This is a genomic window from Sulfurimonas sp. hsl 1-7 (assembly GCF_030577135.1).
Taxonomy (GTDB): Bacteria; Campylobacterota; Campylobacteria; order Campylobacterales; family Sulfurimonadaceae; genus Sulfurimonas; species Sulfurimonas microaerophilus.
The window spans coordinates 314700-335340 of the sequence record NZ_JAUIRR010000001.1 but is presented as its reverse complement, the minus strand read 5'-3'; the positions used below and the strand labels follow the sequence as shown (position 1 = coordinate 335340).

General features: G+C 36.6%; 17 protein-coding genes and 1 pseudogene. 4 read left to right on the top strand and 14 right to left on the bottom strand.

Translation table 11 applies throughout. The annotated features are described in order from the left end of the window. Positions 1-2: 2 nt before the first annotated feature. Positions 3-461 carry a MarR family winged helix-turn-helix transcriptional regulator gene (locus QWY88_RS01655; protein ID WP_304543380.1) on the bottom strand — a complete coding sequence of 153 codons (459 nt, stop codon included), beginning with the start codon at positions 459-461 and terminating at the stop codon, positions 3-5. 173 nt (positions 462-634) lie between these two features. Between QWY88_RS01655 and QWY88_RS01650 the strand changes: the two genes are divergently transcribed. From QWY88_RS01650 to QWY88_RS11710, 3 genes and pseudogenes are all read left to right on the top strand, one after another. After that, positions 635-1138 (top strand): PAS domain-containing protein, encoded by a 504-nt coding sequence (locus QWY88_RS01650; protein WP_304543378.1) that lies wholly within the window; start codon positions 635-637, stop codon positions 1136-1138. Then, positions 1113-2102: pseudogene (locus tag QWY88_RS01645) on the top strand (methyl-accepting chemotaxis protein); the annotation flags it as partial. The gene QWY88_RS01650 and the pseudogene QWY88_RS01645, both read left to right, overlap by 26 nt. Then, positions 2103-2561: a CZB domain-containing protein gene (locus tag QWY88_RS11710; protein WP_425474712.1), complete on the top strand. Its 459-nt coding sequence runs from the start codon at positions 2103-2105 to the stop codon at positions 2559-2561. It begins immediately after the preceding pseudogene. A gap of 28 nt (positions 2562-2589) precedes the next feature. Here the strand turns inward: QWY88_RS11710 and QWY88_RS01640 are convergent, their stop codons facing one another. From QWY88_RS01640 to efp, 13 genes are all read right to left on the bottom strand, one after another. Further along, positions 2590-3831 carry a hypothetical protein gene (locus tag QWY88_RS01640; RefSeq protein ID WP_304543374.1) on the bottom strand — a complete coding sequence of 414 codons (1242 nt, stop codon included), beginning with the start codon at positions 3829-3831 and terminating at the stop codon, positions 2590-2592. 48 nt (positions 3832-3879) lie between these two features. Beyond that, complete coding sequence (locus tag QWY88_RS01635; protein ID WP_304543372.1) at positions 3880-4512, bottom strand: HAD family hydrolase; 633 nt, start codon at positions 4510-4512, stop codon at positions 3880-3882. Next, entirely contained in the window at positions 4512-5462 is a 951-nt protein-coding gene (hemH, locus tag QWY88_RS01630; protein WP_304543370.1) for a ferrochelatase, read from the bottom strand. Before hemH ends, QWY88_RS01635 begins: the two co-directional genes overlap by 1 nt. Before the next feature lie 7 nt (positions 5463-5469). Continuing rightward, a complete protein-coding gene (locus QWY88_RS01625) occupies positions 5470-5772 on the bottom strand; it encodes a cupin domain-containing protein (protein ID WP_304543368.1) in 303 nt (100 codons plus the stop codon). Further along, on the bottom strand, positions 5765-6463 hold the full coding sequence (locus tag QWY88_RS01620; protein WP_304543366.1) for a DUF2461 domain-containing protein: 699 nt from the start codon (positions 6461-6463) through the stop codon (positions 5765-5767). Before QWY88_RS01620 ends, QWY88_RS01625 begins: the two co-directional genes overlap by 8 nt. Before the next feature lie 8 nt (positions 6464-6471). Further along, positions 6472-9594: a cytochrome c biogenesis protein gene (locus QWY88_RS01615; RefSeq protein ID WP_304543364.1), complete on the bottom strand. Its 3123-nt coding sequence runs from the start codon at positions 9592-9594 to the stop codon at positions 6472-6474. 74 nt (positions 9595-9668) lie between these two features. After that, on the bottom strand, positions 9669-10346 hold the full coding sequence (locus QWY88_RS01610; RefSeq protein WP_304543363.1) for a toxin-antitoxin system YwqK family antitoxin: 678 nt from the start codon (positions 10344-10346) through the stop codon (positions 9669-9671). Positions 10347-10465: 119 nt separating this feature from the next. Next, entirely contained in the window at positions 10466-12850 is a 2385-nt protein-coding gene (locus QWY88_RS01605) for a hypothetical protein (protein WP_304543361.1), read from the bottom strand. 301 nt (positions 12851-13151) lie between these two features. Further along, positions 13152-13475, bottom strand: coding sequence for a hypothetical protein (locus QWY88_RS01600; protein WP_304543359.1), 324 nt, complete (start codon positions 13473-13475; stop codon positions 13152-13154). 48 nt (positions 13476-13523) lie between these two features. After that, entirely contained in the window at positions 13524-14513 is a 990-nt protein-coding gene (locus tag QWY88_RS01595) for a sensor histidine kinase (RefSeq protein WP_304543357.1), read from the bottom strand. Further along, positions 14513-15775, bottom strand: coding sequence for a M18 family aminopeptidase (locus QWY88_RS01590; RefSeq protein ID WP_304543355.1), 1263 nt, complete (start codon positions 15773-15775; stop codon positions 14513-14515). The genes QWY88_RS01595 and QWY88_RS01590 overlap by 1 nt, the downstream gene beginning before the upstream one ends. 11 nt (positions 15776-15786) lie before the next feature. Continuing rightward, the gene (gene dnaE / locus QWY88_RS01585; protein ID WP_304543353.1) at positions 15787-19410 is read right to left on the bottom strand and encodes a DNA polymerase III subunit alpha; all 3624 of its coding nucleotides are present in this window, start codon (positions 19408-19410) and stop codon (positions 15787-15789) included. Between the two features lie 110 nt (positions 19411-19520). Next, positions 19521-20087 (bottom strand): elongation factor P, encoded by a 567-nt coding sequence (gene efp, locus QWY88_RS01580; protein WP_304543351.1) that lies wholly within the window; start codon positions 20085-20087, stop codon positions 19521-19523. A gap of 151 nt (positions 20088-20238) precedes the next feature. On the opposite strand from efp, the gene QWY88_RS01575 reads away from it, so the two are divergent. After that, positions 20239-20634 carry an ester cyclase gene (locus QWY88_RS01575; RefSeq protein ID WP_304543349.1) on the top strand — a complete coding sequence of 132 codons (396 nt, stop codon included), beginning with the start codon at positions 20239-20241 and terminating at the stop codon, positions 20632-20634. The last annotated feature ends 7 nt before the right edge of the window (positions 20635-20641 follow it).

The window sequence follows — 20641 nt, the reverse complement described above, 5'->3', positions numbered from 1 at the left end:
TCTTATTTTCCTCTTTCTATATTGAGTTCAATATTTTTACTCTCTTGTAAAATAGTCTTTAAAACTTTAAAATAAACCTCTAACTCTTTTTCACTGATCTTCTCTTTTAATGCTTCATTGTATTGAAGTCCTATCTTATTGGCACCCGCTAAAATCTCTTTTGCCTCAGGAGTTAAGAAAACTCTGTTTGCGCGTTTATCCATAACACTCTCTTCCCTGATTAAAAGACCTTTTTTAATAAGTGATTCTATAGAACGCCCTACAGTTGTTTTATCTTTACCTAAAAGATCTGCAATTTTAGTCTGCGTCACATCCTGCTCTTCGTTAATTATTTTCAAGGTTGCAAACTGCTCTGCTGCAATCCCAAACCTCGGTTGAATCAACTTGGTAAAGCTTGTTTTTAAAATTGTAGCTACCAAATTCGTTTGGTAGCCTATAGAACTTTCTAATTTATAAGACATCAATACTCCAAAATAAACATATTCAAAATAGTAGCATATGCAACTTTAAAGAATATTAAGAATTTATTGCATATACCACTTTAAGTACATTGTTAGTTATTATTGTCTACCATACGCCAACAATATTAAAAAATGTTATAATAACAGCATTAGAAGTAATTTAGGAGGCAGAATTGTCAAGACCGATACCTAAAAACAATGAGATCACCTTTGGGGAGAATGAGATCATTGTTTCAAAAACAGATCCAAAAGGGGTTATTACTTACGGTAATGAAATATTTATACGTATGAGTGGTTATCAAGAGGGAGAACTTTTAGGTAAACCCCATAATATTTTAAGACATCCCGATATGCCTCGTGCTATTTTTAAACTTTTATGGAATACGATTCAGGATAAAGAGGAATTAAATGCTTATGTTAAGAACTTGTGTAAAGACGGTTCTTACTATTGGGTTTTAGCAAATGTAACACCTTCATATGACAAAAATGACAAGATAATAGGTTATTTTTCAGTACGTAGAAAACCTTCAAAATCAGCTATAGAGTTTATTTCGAAACTTTATTCAGAGATGCTGCAAATCGAAAACAATAGCGGTGTAGAAGCATCATATAAATATTTAACAGATTTACTAGAAAAAAAAGGAGTGAGTTATGAAGAATTTATCCTCTCTCTCTAAGATCCATTACGCAAATATTGCCATTTTAATAACTGTTTTCGCGACAACAGCGATCACATCGTTTATGTATGAATTTCATATATTAACAATGACATTTAATGTTTTAAATATCTTGTTAGCAATCTTTATCTTTTTCTACTTAAATAAAGTGGAAAAATCTCTTCACCATACTCAAGAAGTTTTTCAAAACGGATTAGAGGGTGATTTTGAGATCCGTGTTACCAATATAGATGAAAAAGGTATTCTTGGTAAACTTGCATGGGACGTAAACTATTTTATGGATCAATTAGAAGTATTTGTTAGAGAAGTTAATACAGCTATCGATTACGCTTCAAAAAACAAATATTTTAGAAGAGTCGATGCAAACGGTTTAAACTATACTTTCCATAAAACGGCAGATAAGATCAACGCAGCTATCGATGCAATGGAACAAGAGTATGTTTTACAAAAGCAAAAAAACTTTGCTTCAGAACTTGGTAAAACCGGTAAACCTTTAAATGTAAGCTTTGGTATGATTCAAAGCCAGCTTGCCGAAGGTGTACAGCAATTAAATGAAACTGCTGAGAAAGCTGATGAAACTGCAATTGCATCAAACCAAAGTATTAAAGAAGCAAATGAAGTTATCGATAAACTCTCAATTTTAACAGAATCGATCGACAACAATAATCAGGCTGTTGATTCACTCCAACATAGAACAAATGAGATCGGTGAAGTGATCAACCTAATTAAAGATATTGCGGAACAAACAAACCTTTTATCTTTAAATGCCGCTATTGAAGCTGCTCGTGCAGGTGAACACGGACGCGGTTTTGCCGTAGTTGCCGATGAAGTTAGAAAACTGGCTGAACGTACACAAAAAGCGACAAGTGAAATCAGTATCTCTATACAAACACTTCAACAAGAAACAGGTTCTATTTCAGACTCTGCAGAAACTATGAATGTTATATCTGATGAAGCTACACAAATGATTGAAAGTTTTAAAAGTGTTCTGGACAACGTTAACCTTAATGCCAACTCAATGAAACAAGGTTCTCAAGATCTAGAAAGTAATCTAATGGTAATTCTTGTTAAAATCGATCATATTCTCTTTAAATCTGATGCATTTAGCAATGTTATTTCACATAATGGACCAAAAGGTCTTCGTGAACACAGTTCATGCCGTTTAACACATTGGAAAGCAGAAGATGCTAAATCAAAATTCGGTGGTACTACATCTGCCTTTTCAAAACTCCAAGCCTTACATAAAACTGTACACGAAGCTGCAAACAGAGCTGCAGAAATTGCAGAAGGTGGCTATAATGAGAAAAACAATTCTGCAATCATTGATGAGTTTGTTAAAATGGAAAATTCAAGTGAAAATCTCTTTAATATTCTTGATCAGATGCTTCTTGAATACAAAAATAATACTGAACAAACAAAGTAACTATTTTTAAAGTGACTCTCAAGTCACTTTAACTCTCTCCATACCCTTTTTGAATCTGTGCTCTTTTAGTTAACATCTGTACACTTTGGGTAATATCTTTACTTGCTATATGATAATGCTCATGCAGTTGTTCTAAAGACTCATCTATTTTCTTTGAGATAACTTCACTTAACTCATCTAAGTTTTTCTTCATCTCATATACTTTTTGATCCTTTGTTTCAAGAAGCTCTAAAGAGATATTAGAGAGTTGAGACTGCGCTTTTACATAATCGGACTTAATCGCTTCTATATCACTGATTAACCCCTCTATGTTTTTATATACATCGCTAAAAACCATCTGTTTTTCTTGGAAGTCAGCCATTTTACGTGCCATTAAACTTATCTGCTGCAATAAAAGTTCACTTTGTGAACGTATGTTTGAGAGGATGGCATCATCTTCGCTAAGCGATGTCTTAATCCCTTCAGAGTGTGTTCTTAGTAAGTTTATTTGTGATTCATATGACTTTGTAACGCCTGAGAGTTGTGAGAGAGTCTGTTTTATAATGGAGTTTGCAATCTCGCCGGAGATACTTTTTAAACCTTCTAACGTTTGTTTTACTTGCTCGATATCTTGCGCTAAATTAGTTTTATTCTCTTTATCCTGCTCGATAATAGACTTTAGATTGTTGTAGTGTTCCTGCTCCGCTACACGTAAAATATCTATATGTTTATGCACAACGCGATCAAGTTCCGGCAATTGCACTTCACTAAAATACTTATACTCTTTTTTTACATCACCTAAGGAGTTCTCAACATCCCCGAACATATCTACAAACTTCATCTGATTGGACTGAATCTTATCAAGTGCAACAAGATCTTTTTTAAACTTCTCGATATTTTGTTCTTGAATGGTTCTATCCTCCTGTTGTGCAAGCGTCATCCTTTTTTCCAGTTCAAGGATGAAAGACTTTAACTCTGAGAGTTCACTTCCTAAAACCTTTATAAAGTGTTCTTGATTTTTAGCAACCGTAGATTGTTGTGTTTGGTGCATAATATTCATAATCACAAACAGTACTAAGGAAACTAAAAGGGGAAAGAGTGATTCACGAAACAGTGTAAAAGTATCTGAGTCTTCAGGAGAGGTAATAATATGTAATATAGTAGCTATAAAGCCTATGGAAAGCATTAAGGGGGCATAGTTTATCTTGTTTGGCTGTTTGAGGATATACACTTGTCGTAAAAAGAGTAAAGCCATAAAACCAAAACTTACTAAAAAATCTGTGGACAACATAATAAGCCTTATATCGTTGTATTGTGTCACTTATTCTATCATAATTTTTTATAAAACTATAGATGCCACCTCTTGCGGTGTTTTTGCGACAATATCATGGCTTCCAAAACTTGAAAATCCCCATGCTGCAAATATAGCATCAATTTGTGCATTGGTTGCCGCTTCTATATCTTTTGAGTTGTCTCCTATCATCCAAGCACGATCTCTCATGTTCATGTAGTTATAATTTTCCAAAATATGGTGTAACATCTCGGGATGGGGTTTTGATTTTTTTACTTTATCAGCACCTATAATTACATCAAAAAGTTCTTTTACTTTCAATGATTCAAGCATCGTTTGTGCAAAAATAGTGGGTGCATTGGTCGCTACCGATAACTTCACCTCATTCTCTTTTAAGTTATAAAGCAGCTCCTCTACCCCTTCATAAAGGTATGGATTCTGGATACACTGCTCTTTATAGTGTTTTTCAAAGATCACACGATCACGATCTTCGTAAAGCTCCGTATTGTAAAACATCTTTGCAAGGTTTCGCTCGTGTGCATTTATAGCATCTACTACAAAGGCTTCACTAAGCGGTTCAAGACCATGGTTGAGTTCTCGAACATAGTTGATCGAGATAGTGATATCCTTTTTGGAATCTATCAAGGTTCCGTCCATATCGAATATAACTATCTTTTGCATTATTTCATCTTCTCATAGATCTCTAAAAGTGCCTCTACGAACAAGTCACTGTCGTTTAAGCATTTGGCAACTCTATACTCTTTAAAACCCAACTCTTCAGCTATCTCTCTATACTCAATATCTAGCTCAAAATCAGTTTCAGAGTTATCGATCGTAAAGGCGATAGGATAGATGATAACACCACGGTTACGCACAGTTTTTAGTTTATCTTCCAAAGATGGTTCCAGCCACTTCATAGGACCCACTTTTGACTGGTATGCGAGATGCACTTCATGAAAATCCATCCCCTCTTTTGCCATCATCTCTTTTAAAATTGCTACATGACGATTTACATGCTTTTCATACACATCACCTGCATCTACGATCTTTTGAGGAAGTCCGTGTGCCGAGAAAATAATATCAAAATCTTTATAGTCATCATTTCCTACACTCTCTTTGATCTTCTCTAAAACCGCTTGGTTGTATTTTTCATTTTCAAAGTAGTGTTTGATCTCAACTACAAGAGCATCACCTTCGCTGTCGTGATATGTCTCTTCAAAATCCTCTAAAGATGACTTTGTCGTAGTAGTCGAGTACTGTGGATACATAGGGATAAGATAGATCTTATCCACATCCTCTTTATTTAACCGCTCGATCACTTCATCTGCAAACGGCGGGGTATAACGCATTACAAAATCTACGATCACACCCTCACCAAGCTTCTCTTGAAGTTTATTGACAAGATTTTTTGTATGTCCGACAATTGGAGATTTTCCACCGAGTTCTCTATATATCTCTTGAGAACTCTCTGTTCTTGTAAATGTGATCATCCCACCGATAAACTTTCTAAGCAGGTCACTCTTCATCGTTAAAATGTTTTTATCATTAAACATGTTTTTTAAAAAAACTTCAACCTCTTCAAGGTTGTTAGGCCCACCCATGTTCAGTAATAATAGTGCTTCTTTTTTCATCTCTTTCCTAATCGATATAAACTGCCAGCCAAATGACCACTTTTTTTGTTTTTAGTAATTTGTGTTCCGTATTTGCAGGGATAAACAAACTCTCCCCTTTTGTAAGTTTATGAACGCTGCCGTTCATCTCAAGCTTTGCACACCCTTGCAGAACTATTACCCATTCATCTTTATCACTGAGAAATGTCTGTTCAGTTTTTAAGGTATTACTTATTATACGGCTAATTTTAACATTTTTATGTTCAAGAAGCGTTGTAAAATTTTCACTATCGAGTTCCGGTAAAGTGTAATCAAAAAATTTACTACTCATCTTTTACTCGCAGACTCACTTCATACATAAACTGTTGTAAAGGAAGCATATCTTCATAAATCTTATAAAGAGTATCTATAAATTTCTCACCGTCTTCGATCAAGTGTGGATTAAGCGTTTTATATGTCGCCATCCCTTTATATAAAGAGAGTTCTACATTCTCCATCTCTTTATCAAAACCTCTTGGATAGCGTTTATACCCTTTCTCAATTATGCTGTACCCTTTGGCAGTAATTGTCTCTAAGATCTCGGCTAATTCTTCTCTTTTATCATCATCTTTGATGTAACCGCGATAGGCATCAAGCATCGGCTTTTCAAACCATCTTACACCAACCGCTACAAAAAGTTCATCGGGTGAAAAATGGAGATAAAAAGACGAGCTCTGTAAGCGTTTGGCATTGCCTTGCCAAAATATGATACCGATACGGTGTTTAATCGGAAGCTTATTAGCACCCATACGTCTTGTATCGCGATAAATTCTAAAAAGGGATTGATTAATTTTAGGTGCAAAATTGATTGTAGGCTCTAAAGCCATAAGGTGTTCACCCATCTCCTTTACAAAAGCACGAGACGGGTTTAGGATTAGGTCTGTGTACTCAGACTTATGAGCCTCAAACCACTCTTTGTTATTGTTTTGCCTGATAGACTCTAAAAACGCTAATGTCTTTTCGCTAAAGCCGGAAAATTCCAAAGAATCTCCTATGCGACTTTTCTGTTTCTAAATGCCAGTGCGATTACGATAAAGATGATCGCATACGTTACTGGCACAAAATCAGGGATAGGAACCGGATCACCTTTAGCATACGAGTGCATACCAGCTAGGTAATAGTTTACTCCAAAGTATGTCATAAGAACTGATGTAAATGCTAAAAGAGAGATAACACTGTAGTTAAACTCGTTGTAGATCGACTTGATAAATCTCAAGTGTACAACTACCGCATATACTAAAATAGTTACAAGTGCCCATGTCTCTTTTGGATCCCAGCCCCAGTAACGTCCCCAAGACTCATTTGCCCATACACCGCCAAGGAAGTTTCCTACCGTAAGTGTTGCAAGTCCGATCATTAAACTCATCTCATTGATCGCATTTAACTCTTTAATAGAAAGCGAGATCTGTTTCTCGTTTGCATCTGTTTTAAAGATAAAAAGTAACAGTGTAATAAATCCAAGTAAAGCCCCAAGACCTAAGAAACCGTAAGAACCCGTAATCATAGATACATGGATACTTAACCAGTAAGAGTTAAGAACCGGTACAAGGTTTGTTACTTGCGGGTTCATCCAGTTTAGGTGCGCTACAAACAAGATAAGACCCGTCAGTATAGAAGTTGAAGCTAGTGTAATCGGTGAACGCTTAGAGAATATAAATCCTGCAAGAACCGTAGCCCAACCGATGTAGATCATAGACTCATATCCGTTTGACCAAGGAGCGTGTCCCGAGATATACCAGCGTAGTCCTAAACCGATAGTATGTGCAATAAAGAAAACTATTAAAAGAAGTAAAGAACCTTTTACAACTATATCCATCTTAAATTTCGGTTTAACAATCTTGATAAAACTAAGGATCAATAATACAAATCCCATTACAAGATAGAGCGGATACAATCTTTCAAAGATATTTGCATGGTTGTAAAAAACTTCAGCTTTTACACTGTTCTCACTCGGATACACCGCTGCACCGAATTTCTTTTGAAAATCTGCAATGTGTTTTAAAGCAGCATCAGAGTCTTTCCAGTCACCGCTTTGCGTTGAACGATCAAGTGCCGTAAAATAATCAAACGCTAAAGTTTTGATCATAAAACCGTACTCCGGAGATAACGTCTCCAGTGCCTCGATCGTAGCTAGCCATTTATTGTTTGCATCATCCGGTTTTGGCCAAATTTTAATAAGAGAACCAGTAAACACCATATATACTACATTTACTTTTTCGTCAATCTCTAATGCTTTTTTATCTAACTTGTTTCTATCTTTTGGTGCTTTTCTTGTAGCTTCATCAACAACTTCTGCAAGTTTATATCCACGCATATTTTCTGCATCATGGAAAAACTGAGAAAACGATACATATTTTGCATCAGACGCAGCACCGATAATCTCATTTACTTTCGGATCACCCGTACGGATCAGCTTCACATCTCTGTAGATATCTGGTCTGATCATCATCCCTACAATCACTTGATTTGCAGTAAGTGTTTCACTTCCTACTTTTAATGTTGCACTTCTATGAACCTTTGCTAAAACCTCTGTTGAGAGTGTATCTAAAGGCTTCATACGCCCTTGTGTATCTTGAACGATCAGTTGTCCAAACTTGTCTGCATGTACCTTGTCAAAAGCAAGAATCGTCTTGATAGCAGGATCTACATCCGCTTTTGCAGTTGTAGTCAGACCAAAAACTAAAAACGTTGCAATAATTGCAGGAACAAGTTGGCACTCAGCTGCTTTTTTTGCTTTGTTTCCAAGTTTTGCAAATCTGTTTTGTTTAGAGAAAAGTGACCAGAACATTCCAAGTGCCAATAAGAAGTACCCAATGTATGTAGGTAATGTACCCGGATCATGATTTACAGATAGTACTGTTCCTTTTTCATCACGGTCATAAGATGCTTGGAAGAATCTATATCCCTGATAATCTAAAATATGGTTCATATAGATTCTGTACGGCATATCTACTCCATTTGCTTTATCTACCAGTTGCACTTCACTTGCATACGATGCAGGAGACATTGAACCAGGATATCTGTCGAGTTGGAAATCTTTTAATGTAATGCTAAACGGTACAGGAATCTCTTTTGCACCGTAACGTAAACTTACATCGATACCATCAAGGTTAAGGTGTTCAACAACACCTTCTACACCCTGTCTTCCGTAAAGTAAAACCTCTTTGTTTTTATCCCCTACACTTACATTAAAACGAAGTACGTCAAGTCCCGCCATTTTTGCTTTTGCATTTGGATCGCTAACAATCTTTTTCACTGCTTTTGGCAAGAACTGTCTTAAAACGAAACTCCCTAAATCTGTACTGTATAGAACTCTTTGGTTAAACACTTCGTTCTCGCTTGCAGCAAGTTCCCCTTTTGCACGGTCAGCCATTCTGAAGTAAGAGAGATTCATCTCGTGATTCATATATAATGTACCCTCTTTTACAAAGATACCAATCGTCGGTTTATTAAACTTTACTCCGCTTGTAAAATCAAGTACAAAATTACCTGCATCGTAGTAGCTTCCTTCTGCTAAAGCCACTTTCTTCCCTTGTCCCCCGCCCGTAATCATCAGGTTTAACATAGGTTTACCGTTTGGATCTTCTACAATAGACTCTATCGCATCAGGGATATACTCAACAAGTTTTACATCAACGTTTTTCCCGTTAACTTCTAAACTGCTGTTTAGATGATTCTCTGCTCTTTTTGAAAGATATACTTTTTGAGTAGATGAAACAGATGTGCTCTCTTGTTTGGCACTCACATCAAAATAGATTTCTGAGCTGAGGATTGAACTAGATGTCAATCCTTCACGAATATGCATCGTCCCTTCAAAACCTACAAAACGAGTAATCGCAGCACCAAGTAAGATCACAAAAAATGCAGAGTGAAAAATAAAGATGGGTGCTTTTTTAACACTAAACATTCTGTAGTTAATCATGTTTAGCAGAAGATTAAATGCCAGTAAGCCCAGCAGTAATTCAAACCATTTTGCATTATATATTTCAGCTTTCGCTGTCATAGTTCCAAAATCATTTTCTATAATCGTTGCATAACCGATAGAAAATGCAAAAATCAACATAAGTACTGCCATGGTTTTCATGGAGCCCATGAACGATAAAATCTGTTTCATATTTTTATCCTTTTAAAAAAGTTATTCTAATAAAGTAAAGATAACGGATGGTAGCAAAATGGCTTTAAATCAGCCTATCTTGCCTTTTGAGGAGAGAAGTCTATGTCTTTAATGAAAATTTCTGTTTGATCATCTTTTTTTGCTTGAACTTTTTTCATAAGATCTACAGGTCTGTCTTGTTTAAAAAACTCTTTTTTAATGACATTTCCAGAGGCATCATACCATTTTTTGTATCCCTCTTTATAGTTATTTTTATATGTAACTTCACTATAGAGTTTTCCTTCTTCTGTGTACTCTTTTTGCACACCCTCTTTTTTATTATTTTTATAATTCACGGTAAGTGCCAACTGACCATTGTCAAAATACTCTTTTTGTACACCCTCTTTTTTATCATTAATATATTTTACCTGGTGCTTTATCTGAGAGTTTACATAGTAAGCTTTCTCTATACCTTCCATTTTCCCGTGATCGTAAAACATCTCGGCAAGTAAACGTCCTTGTTTATCATACCAAGTAAGTTTACCGTCTCTTTTTCCATCAATATAGTTTACACTGTAAGCGAGCGGTCCCTCTTCATAATATATCTTTTCAATTCCATCCTTTACACCCTCTCTTGTCTCAGTGCGTGTACCGTCTCTATAGTTTGTCTCTGCTTTGAGTCCACCTGTTTTAAAATAACTCTTTACCAGCTCTGCTGAAGCTATACTACTTAAACTAGACACTACTAGTAATGCACTTAAATATTTATTCATTATGTTTTCCTTGATTGTTTCGTAATGGAGATTTTATTCTAGTTAAAATATATAAATAAACATACACTTTAATTAAAATAAAACTATCCCAAGAGAGGGATAGTTTTAAGAGGAGTGGATTATTTCCACCCGTCTTTTACAACTTTAGCAGATTTGTCGTATGGATATTTTTCTACTAACTGTTTAACAGATAGTTTTTGATCTCCACCTCTCATGAAGTGTGCTAATGTTACTGAAGCCCAGTAATCATTTTCATACTCAGTATCTTTAAGTTGCATTGGAACACCTTTATCGTTTACTGTGTGACATGCAGCACAAGTAACAGGACCAGCATATTCACCATCCGGTGAGTATTGAAGTGCTTGTTCGTGTGTAGTTACGTCAACAGAACGCTCTTTACCGTCATATCTTGTAGAGTAAAGTCCGTGTGTAGACTCGTGACAAGTTTGACATGCGATATCTCCGTGTGCTTTAGAGTATCTATAAAGTGAATATTTGTTCGGTAAATCGATTGGGAAGTATTTACCACCAGTATCTTGCTCAACAAACGGTGCCATGTGACAGTCCGCACAGTGAGGTTCAGATGCTGCTAACCACCAGTCATTACCACCAGAAGCTGCGATATACGGAACATCTCCACCCTCTGGATGATTCCAAGGTTTAAGATCAAGTTTACCGTCTTTACCAGCATTTTTAACTAAAGTAGCTGATTTGTGTTCAGTGTAGTATTTTAATACTTCGTTATCACCAGTTGATTTAGGGTCAGCCATTGCTGCGAATTTTTTCGCATCACCACCAGCAAGAGCATCGATCATCTCTTTAAGAGATTTGTTTCTTAGCGTTTTACCCTCTTGTTTAGAGTCGTTTGTTAAATTGTCATAGTTTTGGAACCCTTGAGCAACTTTTGTATGACAGTTTGTACAATATAGACCTCTTAACTCACCAGCGTCTTTACCATGTTCATCTTTAACAGCAACATTTTTATATTGCCATTTACCGTAATCATTTAAGAAGAAAGGAGGTTTAGCGTTTGGATTAGAGTGAGCATCACGACGTACATAACATCCACCACCAGAGTTTCTGATATCACCTTTAGAAAAACGTCCCTCACCGTATCTGTCTGTTACTCTAAACGGATTAGAGTCATCATTCATGTTAGGGTTTTGGAAGTGAGTCGGGTGACAAGATTGACATGCTTGTGAACGACCAGCACCGTCAGGCATTGGAACCATAGCTAAGTGGAAACCGTGAATAGCTTCAGAAAGAGGCTTAGCTTTAACAGCTTTATAACCAGTTGCAGTCGGACGAGGCTCTTGTAAGTTACCAGAAACGTTATCACCGTGACAGTCTGTACAGTTTACCATACCAGTCTTACCAAGTCTGTTACCAGAAGCTTTTGAGTTGTAATCACTTAAGAAAGTTGTACCGTGGTGAGCATCATGAAGTCCAAGGATATTAATACTTGCTTCAGAAAGTCTCGCCATGTATTCACTCTCATCAGGATAACCCTTCCAGTAGTTGTACTCAGCATCAGATTGTGTAATACCTTCATCTCTTGCCATTTGAGCAGCTTTACCGTTTCTTGAGTGACAAGCGTAACAGTTAGGAATATCTACAGGGTTTGTACCGAAATAAGAAACATCAGTACCGTCAGTGTTTTTAACACCCTTACCAGTTCTATCGTGCATCTCTACAGTAGAGTATTGGAACGGTTGGAAATCTTTTTCAGTAACAGAACGGATTGTACCTCTTCTTGTAGAGTCGTTAAATGCAGTTAAAGGAAGACCTAGTGCATCCCAAAGATGTGAAGCAGTAAGAACAAGTTTAACATTTTTAACAGGTGGAACAAGTGTGTCAGTCATTACAACGTTACCACCATCTTTACCTGCGTACTCAAGGTATCCGCCAGACATTGGCATACCAGAAGGACCGGCATCGATATTTACAGGGATCTGCATACCTACACGTAAACGATCTTTATCTGTAGCACCAGTTGGGATAGTACCTGCTAAATCTTTATAGATAAAAAGGTGTGTCCAAACATAGTTTGCAACGTTATCGCCTGCAGAATCTAAGTGACCATCCATGTCAGCATCTTTCGGCACGTTCCAGTATCTCATTTTATTACCTTCACTATAAGAGTTATCTTTAGTGTAGTAATATAATTTAACATCATCATCCGGACTTAAAAGTTTTGGTAACTTTCCAGCCTTTCCTGATGAAACAGCTTGAGCTTGGATTGAGTTGTATGGTGGAATCACACAACAGTAATCCATAGCAAAACCAACACAGTGCATACCGAGTTCGTAGTTGATGAATACATTGTAGTCATTTTTTGGTTCATAACCAACTGTTTTCTTTCCATTTGCATCAACTTCTGTATACTTCTTTAGCTTATTGAGTTTGAACGGTGGGTTCTTGTCATAAGCCATAGCAGTAGTCGCAGTCATTGACATAAATGCAACAGACGCAGCTAGAGATACTAATAATTTTTTATTATTCATTCTCTCTTTTCTCCCCTATATTAAAATTCGTTTTAAGTATTACATTTAATTATTTAATTGAACTTTAAAAAAGTAAGATTTTCTTATATATCACATTTTTCCCTATCACAAAAACTTTTGTGTGATATTTATGTGATATCAACTTAACTACAGATTATAACTTGTATAGAAATAGTTAATAAAAGTAGCCTAAAGAGCTTTGATAATTACATATATTTTATTTTTTGCATACTAGGATAAAAACAAAAAAAAGAGATGTTTAAATAAGTAAAAGAAGAGGGATTTTGGGAGGTTTATTAAACTAATCGTTACAAACGTACTGTTGTTTTTCTGAATTCCATTTAAAATGACTAGCAACTTTTTTAAATGCTTTTAAAACAATTGTTTCGTGCGTATCGTGAGAATATATTACAATTGGAGTGTGATAATATCTATTATAAGATTCGATTGGATGCAATAACATCTCTTTCCAAGTGATCTCAATTTTCCCATCATACGGTTCAAATGCAAGTTCCGAAATCACCTCTTTATTTGACTCTTTACATCTAAAATGACAAACAATAGAAGCACTATCAATTTTTACATATTCAAGCAAAGAAAGAATTTTATCATGTATTATCGGCATCTCAATACTCCATCTATTTTTTAAGATATTAGCAAATGTTATTCCATATTAAGATTTTGATAGTTTGATTTCAAAGGTTTTATTATCCCCGTCTAAAAAAGACACATCGCCGCCATGTGCCTGAGCAATCTGTTTTGAGAGCACCAGTCCTAAGCCGTTCCCTTTTAATTTAGTACTTTTAAATGCTTCAAAAAGATTTTCTTCATCACTAATAGCTACACCGCTATCACTTATGTGAAATTTATGAAAGTTCTCATCTTCGATATACTCGATCTCTATAACACCTTCATCGTTTTCATCCTCTTCAATCGCATCGATTGCATTGACGATGAAGTTTGAAAAAAGCATCTCTAAAAGATCTTTATCTCCATTGATCAAAAAATCATTTTGGGGAAAGACGAATCTGATCTCTTTAGAGTGTTCGTAATACTCTAAAGATGTATCCATTGCATCTTTGAGCTCACTAAAGTAAAAGCTCTCTTTTTTAGCATCTACACCTTTTGAAAACATCAAAGTAGCTTTTATAATCCTGTCGATTCTGTGAACCGATTTTTGTATCTCTTCAACTATGGGAATATTTTCAGGGATTACCTTTTTTTTAAGCGTTGAACTCATCAAAGAGATAGCCCCGATCGGATTTCTAATCTCATGGGAAAGGTGTGCCGCCATCTGCCCCATTGTAGCAAGATTCTCTTTTCTCTTTTGCTCGGTAATATCGGTAGCACTGAGCATCATCTTATCTTTATAGGTCGAACTTTTTACAATGTATGAACGGTTTTCAAAAAGGATCTCATAATCATCCTCTTGATACTCGATAAGCTTCAGTAAATTCCATAACTCTCTTGCCTTTGAGTTTTGTAGAAAAACACTGTTATCATCATTTAATATCCAGATAGCATTAGGGAGAAACTCCACAACCTTCTCTACAGTGTTTTGCAGATGTGTGTAAGATTCTTTAAGCTCTGTGAACTCCTTTTCAACCTTATAGGTCTGTTCTATCAGTAAGTTCAGTTCTTCTACAGTAATGCTCTCAGACATTAGATACTAAACCCTACTAAGATATTATATAGTTCATAGGCATCGTCACTTCCGCACATTTCACGGATAGAATGCATTCCCCAAGTCGGAAGTCCAATATCGATTGTCTCTATTCCTATTTTTGTAGCAGTAATCGGCCCTATCGTTGAACCGCATCCCATATCGCTTCGAGTTACAAATTTTTGAGTTTGTACCCCAGCTTTTTTTGCATTTGCCAAGAATGTAGAGATAGTCTTAGAGTTTGAAGCATATCTCTGGTTTGCATTGACTTTGATTACTACACCGTCGTTTATATATGGAGCATGATTTGGTTCATGTTTATCCGGATAGTTTGGATGGATAGCATGAGCATTGTCAGCACTAATCATCATGGAACTTCTAGCCATTGCTACATAATCATCAAACTCTACAAACATTCTTTTTAACGTAGATTCTAAAAAGCTTCCCCCTGCTCCACTCGTTGAATCGCTTCCAACCTCTTCATGGTCGTTAGCAATAAAGAGCATAGGTTTATCATTAGAGATGCTACAGATACTGAGCATTCCGACATAACATGAAAGCAGGTTATCAAGTCTTGCACTCGCTATAAACTCATCTTCTAGACCTACATAAGAAGCGTTTTGCGTATCGTACAGACTCAGCTCATAAGCATAGATCTCTTCGATATTTTTAAGCCCTGTTTTCTCTAACTCATTTTTAATAAAAAGCTCAAAATCAAAATCTTCGTTAGTTGAAATTACAGGTGAAATATCTGTTTGCTTGTTGATAGTTCTCTCTTGATTTGCTTTATCGTCAAGATGAATTGCAAGTGAAGGGATCATCGCAATCGGTTTATTGATATTTATCAATGCACTTTTAATTGCTTTGGAACTATCACTAAAGTTTACTTGTCCCGCCAGTCCAAGATCACGATCAAACCAAGGGTTTAAAAGTAATCCTCCATACGGCTCTACTGCAAATTTAACGATTCCATGCTCTTTTACAATCGGGTTTGGCTTGAGTTTTAGATTTGGCGAGTCTGTGTGTGATCCTACCATTAAGTACTCTTTTGCATCTTTAGGGTATGTAAAAGCTATGATTGAGGAATCATTTCTTGTAACAAAATATTTTTTTCCCGCTTCAAGATTCCATTTTATTTTCTCATCAAGTTCTATAAAACCGGCATTAGAAAACATTCCAGCCATATTTTGCGTAGCATGAAACGGTGTCGGTGAAGCATCTAAAAACCCTAATAATCCCTCATTAAAATCCTGTTTTGTCATTTTTTAACCCTTTACAAAATATCTATAAATTCATTGCCGTCAAGCGCACTAATAAGTGAGGTCCCTACTCTTATTGAAGACTCAATCACTACATTGTGAAGCTTTGAAACGATTGTTACTTTTAGTTCTCTATTTCCCGGATTTTGTCGAATAAGTGAATAGAGTTTTTCTAATACATCCATCTTTTCACTCAGTCTGACTGCCAAGTTTATAGGTTCTAACGGTGTCTCTTGTATCTCAGTTTTAACCTTTTTACACTCTTTTTTAGCCTCTTTAAGCGACATAATTTTTGTTACGCCGATACGAGTAAACATCTCTGTATGTGTAATCTTTACTTTAAATGCAACAGGCTCTTCAAGATCCATCTCTTCAAGCTCTTTGAGTTTATCTTCAAAAAGCATAATATCGATATTTCCGTGGAAGTCCATAAGGTTTACGATTCCAAACGGATTCCCTTTTTTAGAGATCTTCTTTTGAATCTCTTCCACTTTTCCAATAAAAATAGCAAATGAACCGTCTTTAATAGTTTCTATCTCAGATGAGAGTGAGTACTTCAACTGCTCCAACTCTTCACGATAATCATCCATCGGGTGACCTGAAACGTAAAAACCTAAAGTATTTTTCTCAAACTCTAAAATCTCTTTGAGTTCATACTCTTCAGAGTTTTTAAGATGGAGTTCAACCGTTGTGATCTCTGCATCATCGCCAAAAAGACTGCCCATCGCATTTTTCTTCGCTTCACTTGCTTTTTTTGCAGTCTCTACAATCTCTTCGATCTGATCAAGCAAAGCTTTTCTTGAGAATCCATATCTATCAAAGGCACCCGCTTTTATAGCACTCTCGATAACACGTTTATTTACTTTTGACGGGTCAATTCTGTTCACAAAGTCTTGAAGCGTTTTATAATCCCCGTTTTCACGACGCTCTTTTAGCATCGATTCAATCGCGGCACCGCCAACACCTTTAATAGCACCAAGTCCAAAAAGAATAACATCCTGCCCATCTTTCTCAGTTGCAGAGAACTCTAAAAGTGAATCACAAATATCAGGAGGGCTTAGCTCAATCCCCATACGTTTTACTTCATCGATGTAACGGACAACTTTTTCAGTATTGTCTTTATCCGACGTTAAAAGTGCAGCCATGAACTCATTTGGATAGTACGTCTTAAGCCATGCAGTTTGGAAAGTTACCATCGCATAGGCTGCCGAGTGAGATTTATTGAAACCGTATCCCGCAAACTTCTCAATCAGGTCAAACAGCTTACTCGCTTTTTCGTAATCAAGTCCTTGATCAGCCGCACCCTGAGAGAAAAGCTTGTTATACTTCTCCATCTCCTCAACTTTTTTCTTACCCATCGCACGACGTACAATGTCCGCACCGCCAAGACTCATACCACCGATAGTTTGTACGATCTGCATAACCTGTTCTTGGTATACGATCATCCCGTATGTTGGCCCGAGTGTATCGGCAAGCATATCAAAACTTACTTCCTCAAACGGATAAAAGATCCCTTTACGTCCATGTTTACGCTCAATAAAGTCATCCAACATCCCCGATTCCATCGGTCCCGGACGATAAAGTGCAAGTACGGCGATTAAATCCTCGAAGTTTGAAGGTTTAAGACGTTTATTTAAATCCTGCATCCCTGAAGACTCTATCTGGAACATCCCGACCGTATCACCCGATTGGATCATCTCATACACTTTTTGATCGTTCTCATCGATCTGTGTCCAGTCAACCTCACGACCATATCTGATCTTTACAAGTTTTTTCGCATTATCGATAACATCAAGTGTTTTCAAACCAAGGAAGTCGAATTTAATTAAATCAACATCTTCCATATAGTTCAGCGAGTACTGTGTTACAAATGTATCCTCACCGGAAGGTTTGTAGATAGGTGTCTTTTTCCATAACTCTTCATTGGAGATAACAACACCTGCTGCGTGCATTCCCGAGTTACGTTTAAGACCTTCAAGTTTTTTAGCAAATTCCCAAACACGGGCAGCTTGCGGATCGGTTTCAACAAGTTCACGAATTTTCGGCTCTTTTTGAAAAGCACCCTCGACAAGTTCTCCACCTTTCATCTTCCCATTTAGGGTAATTCCAAGCTCGTCAGGGATAAGTTTTGCCATTTTATCGGCTTGAGATAACGGCATATCAAGTACACGCGCAACGTCACGAATAACCCCTTTAGCCAGCAGTGAACCGAATGTAATGATCTGAGCTACCTGGTCACGACCGTATTTACGTGTTACGTAATCGATCACTTCCCCACGGCGTGCCTGCATAAAGTCCATATCGATATCGGGCATTGATACACGTTCAGGGTTTAGAAAACGCTCAAATAGCAGGTCATACTTCATCGGGTCAATATCTGTAATCTCCAAAGCGTACGCAACCAATGACCCCGCAGCAGAACCACGTCCCGGGCCAACGGCTACACCCATTCTTTTAGCCTCTTTTACGAAGTCCCAAACGATCATCATATATCCAGGGAACTTCATAGAGTTAATGACATCTATCTCATACTCAAGACGCTCTTTGTACTCCTCATGACGCTCCTGCGGCACAATCTTTAGACGCTCTTCGAGCCCCTCACGACATTTATATGCAAAGTACTCTGCATCGTTTTTGTCAGCTGCCCCCAGCCACTTTTTCTTATCTTCATCACTAGCATCTGCAGGTAACGGAGGATCGTCTTGAAAGTCTATATCTAAACCTTCCTCTTTTGCATACTCTTTTGTAAATTTGAAGTTAGGCGGTGTCGGTGTTTTTACGATCGGTTCAAACTCTTCACACTTATCCACGATCTCCTGAGTATGGAACAACGCTTCTGGAATATCTGCAAACAGCTTTGCCATCTGCTCAGGTGATTTGATATAAAACTCATGAACAGAGTGACGCATACGGTTTGGATCATCGTAAAGTTTATTCATCCCGATACACATAAACGCCTCGTGGTACTGTGCATCATCAGGATATGTATAGTGAGTGTCGTTTGTAGCGACAACTTTAATATCTGTCTCTTTTGAGATCTGTAAGATCTGCTCGTCGATGTTGAGCTGATCACCAATCCCGTGACGCATAAGTTCTAGATAAAAATCATCCCCGAAGATCTCTTTATATTCAAGTGCTATACGTTTAGCTTCATCGTACCCTTTAGCACCGTTTTTGAGATTTCTTTCACTTAAATTCAGATGCCAGTTTACTTCACCCTGCAGACATGCACTTGTACAGATGAGCCCTTCACTATGTTCACGAAGCTCTTGTTTATTGATACGGGGAAAGTAATAAAACCCTTCAATAAATGCTTTTGAAGAGAGGTACATAAGATTTTCGTACCCTTTTCTGTTTTTTGCATATAAACAGATATGAAATCTCTGTTTTGTAGATTTATCATCCATCGTTTCACCGTTATGGATATACCCTTCCATTCCGATGATAGGCTTTAGCCCTGCACCTTTCATCTGTTTATAAAAATCGATGGCTCCAAACATGTTTCCGTGATCTGTCATAGCAACAGATGTCATACCAAGCTCTTTAACGCGAGAGACTAAGTTTGTAAGCTTATTTGCTCCATCAAGCAGTGAATATTCTGTATGTAAATGTAAGTGGGTAAAAGGATATTTTGACAAAATCGAGACCTTTAAATAGTAGCTAAAATATATAAAAGGATTATAGTCAAATTGACTTAATTAGAGGTAAGAAAGTTTGTTTAAAACGAGGAGTGTAAAATAGGCAAAACCTATTTTACTTTTTCTAAGTATTCACTATCAACAGTGTTTACTTTTACAAGATCACCCTCTAAAACGTGGTAAGGTACTTGGATAACCGCACCAGTTTCAAGTGTTGCAGGTTTTTTACTTCCACTTGAAGTATCACCTTTGAAGTTTGGCGGTGTTTCAGCAACTACAAGCTCCATTGTTTCAGGTGCAGTAACACTGATTGCATCACCTTTATAGAAAATGATATCTACACTGATACCATCTTTGAACCATTTTGATGCATCATCACATTGATCATGCGTAAGACCAATTTGATCATAAGTTTCATTGTCCATAAATTGGAACATCTCACCGTCATCGTAAAGAAATTGCATAGTTTTATATGTAATTTCAGGTACTTCAAACTTATCACCAGCGTGAACAGTTTTCTCAACAACTTTACCGTTTAAGAAACTTTTGATTTTCATACGAACAAATGCAGCACCTTTACCAGGTTTAACATGTTGAAATTCTACAACTTTGTACGGTACTTCACCAATGATAAGACGTACATTTTTTTTGATATCACCCATACCAATTGTTGCCATAAAAACACCTTGTTAGAAATTTTTTTGCATTGTATTAAAAAACTGCTTAGAAAGAGATTTTATGATGTATAATTTCATTCTACATCTAGCCCTAACTTTGAGTCTTAAAGGACAAGCTTATGTACCTTTTTTTTATTTAGGAGCAAGTACTATGTTAACAAACAAAGAACTTATCAGAAAATACTACGATATGTGGAACAAAAAAGAGTTTGATAAAGCATCTGAAATTTTAGATGAAAATATCAGTTTTAGAGGTTCACTAGACATTACGGCTCACGGCCTTAAAGAGTTTCAAGAGTATGCAACGATGCTTACAAAGGCATTTGGAGACCTTTATCATGCAGTTGAGATCACGGTTGTTGAGAACTCTTTAGCAGCGGTATACGTAACTTATACGGGTAAACATATAGGAAAAATTTTAGAGTATGAAGCAAGCGGAAATAAGTTTAATTATTCAGGTGCAGCATTTTTTCAGTTTAAAAACTCTAAAATAGTTTCTATCAATGTTTTAGGTGACTTAAACTCACTCTATAAACAATTACACTAAAGACGGA

Excerpts from the sequence above, each read along its gene's own strand:
- QWY88_RS11710 (WP_425474712.1), top strand. The coding sequence starts at position 2,103 with ATGATTGAAAGTTTTAAAAGTGTTCTGGACAACGTTAACCTTAATGCC.
- QWY88_RS01635 (WP_304543372.1), bottom strand. The coding sequence starts at position 4,512 with ATGCAAAAGATAGTTATATTCGATATGGACGGAACCTTGATAGATTCC.
- QWY88_RS01575 (WP_304543349.1), top strand. The coding sequence starts at position 20,239 with ATGTTAACAAACAAAGAACTTATCAGAAAATACTACGATATGTGGAAC.
- QWY88_RS01605 (WP_304543361.1), bottom strand. The coding sequence starts at position 12,850 with ATGAATAATAAAAAATTATTAGTATCTCTAGCTGCGTCTGTTGCATTT.
- hemH (WP_304543370.1), bottom strand. The coding sequence starts at position 5,462 with ATGAAAAAAGAAGCACTATTATTACTGAACATGGGTGGGCCTAACAAC.
- QWY88_RS01625 (WP_304543368.1), bottom strand. The coding sequence starts at position 5,772 with ATGAGTAGTAAATTTTTTGATTACACTTTACCGGAACTCGATAGTGAA.
- efp (WP_304543351.1), bottom strand. The coding sequence starts at position 20,087 with ATGGCAACAATTGGTATGGGTGATATCAAAAAAAATGTACGTCTTATC.
- QWY88_RS01610 (WP_304543363.1), bottom strand. The coding sequence starts at position 10,346 with ATGAATAAATATTTAAGTGCATTACTAGTAGTGTCTAGTTTAAGTAGT.
- QWY88_RS01615 (WP_304543364.1), bottom strand. The coding sequence starts at position 9,594 with ATGAAACAGATTTTATCGTTCATGGGCTCCATGAAAACCATGGCAGTA.
- QWY88_RS01640 (WP_304543374.1), bottom strand. The coding sequence starts at position 3,831 with ATGTTGTCCACAGATTTTTTAGTAAGTTTTGGTTTTATGGCTTTACTC.
- QWY88_RS01595 (WP_304543357.1), bottom strand. The coding sequence starts at position 14,513 with ATGTCTGAGAGCATTACTGTAGAAGAACTGAACTTACTGATAGAACAG.
- QWY88_RS01590 (WP_304543355.1), bottom strand. The coding sequence starts at position 15,775 with ATGACAAAACAGGATTTTAATGAGGGATTATTAGGGTTTTTAGATGCT.
- QWY88_RS01655 (WP_304543380.1), bottom strand. The coding sequence starts at position 461 with ATGTCTTATAAATTAGAAAGTTCTATAGGCTACCAAACGAATTTGGTA.
- QWY88_RS01600 (WP_304543359.1), bottom strand. The coding sequence starts at position 13,475 with ATGCCGATAATACATGATAAAATTCTTTCTTTGCTTGAATATGTAAAA.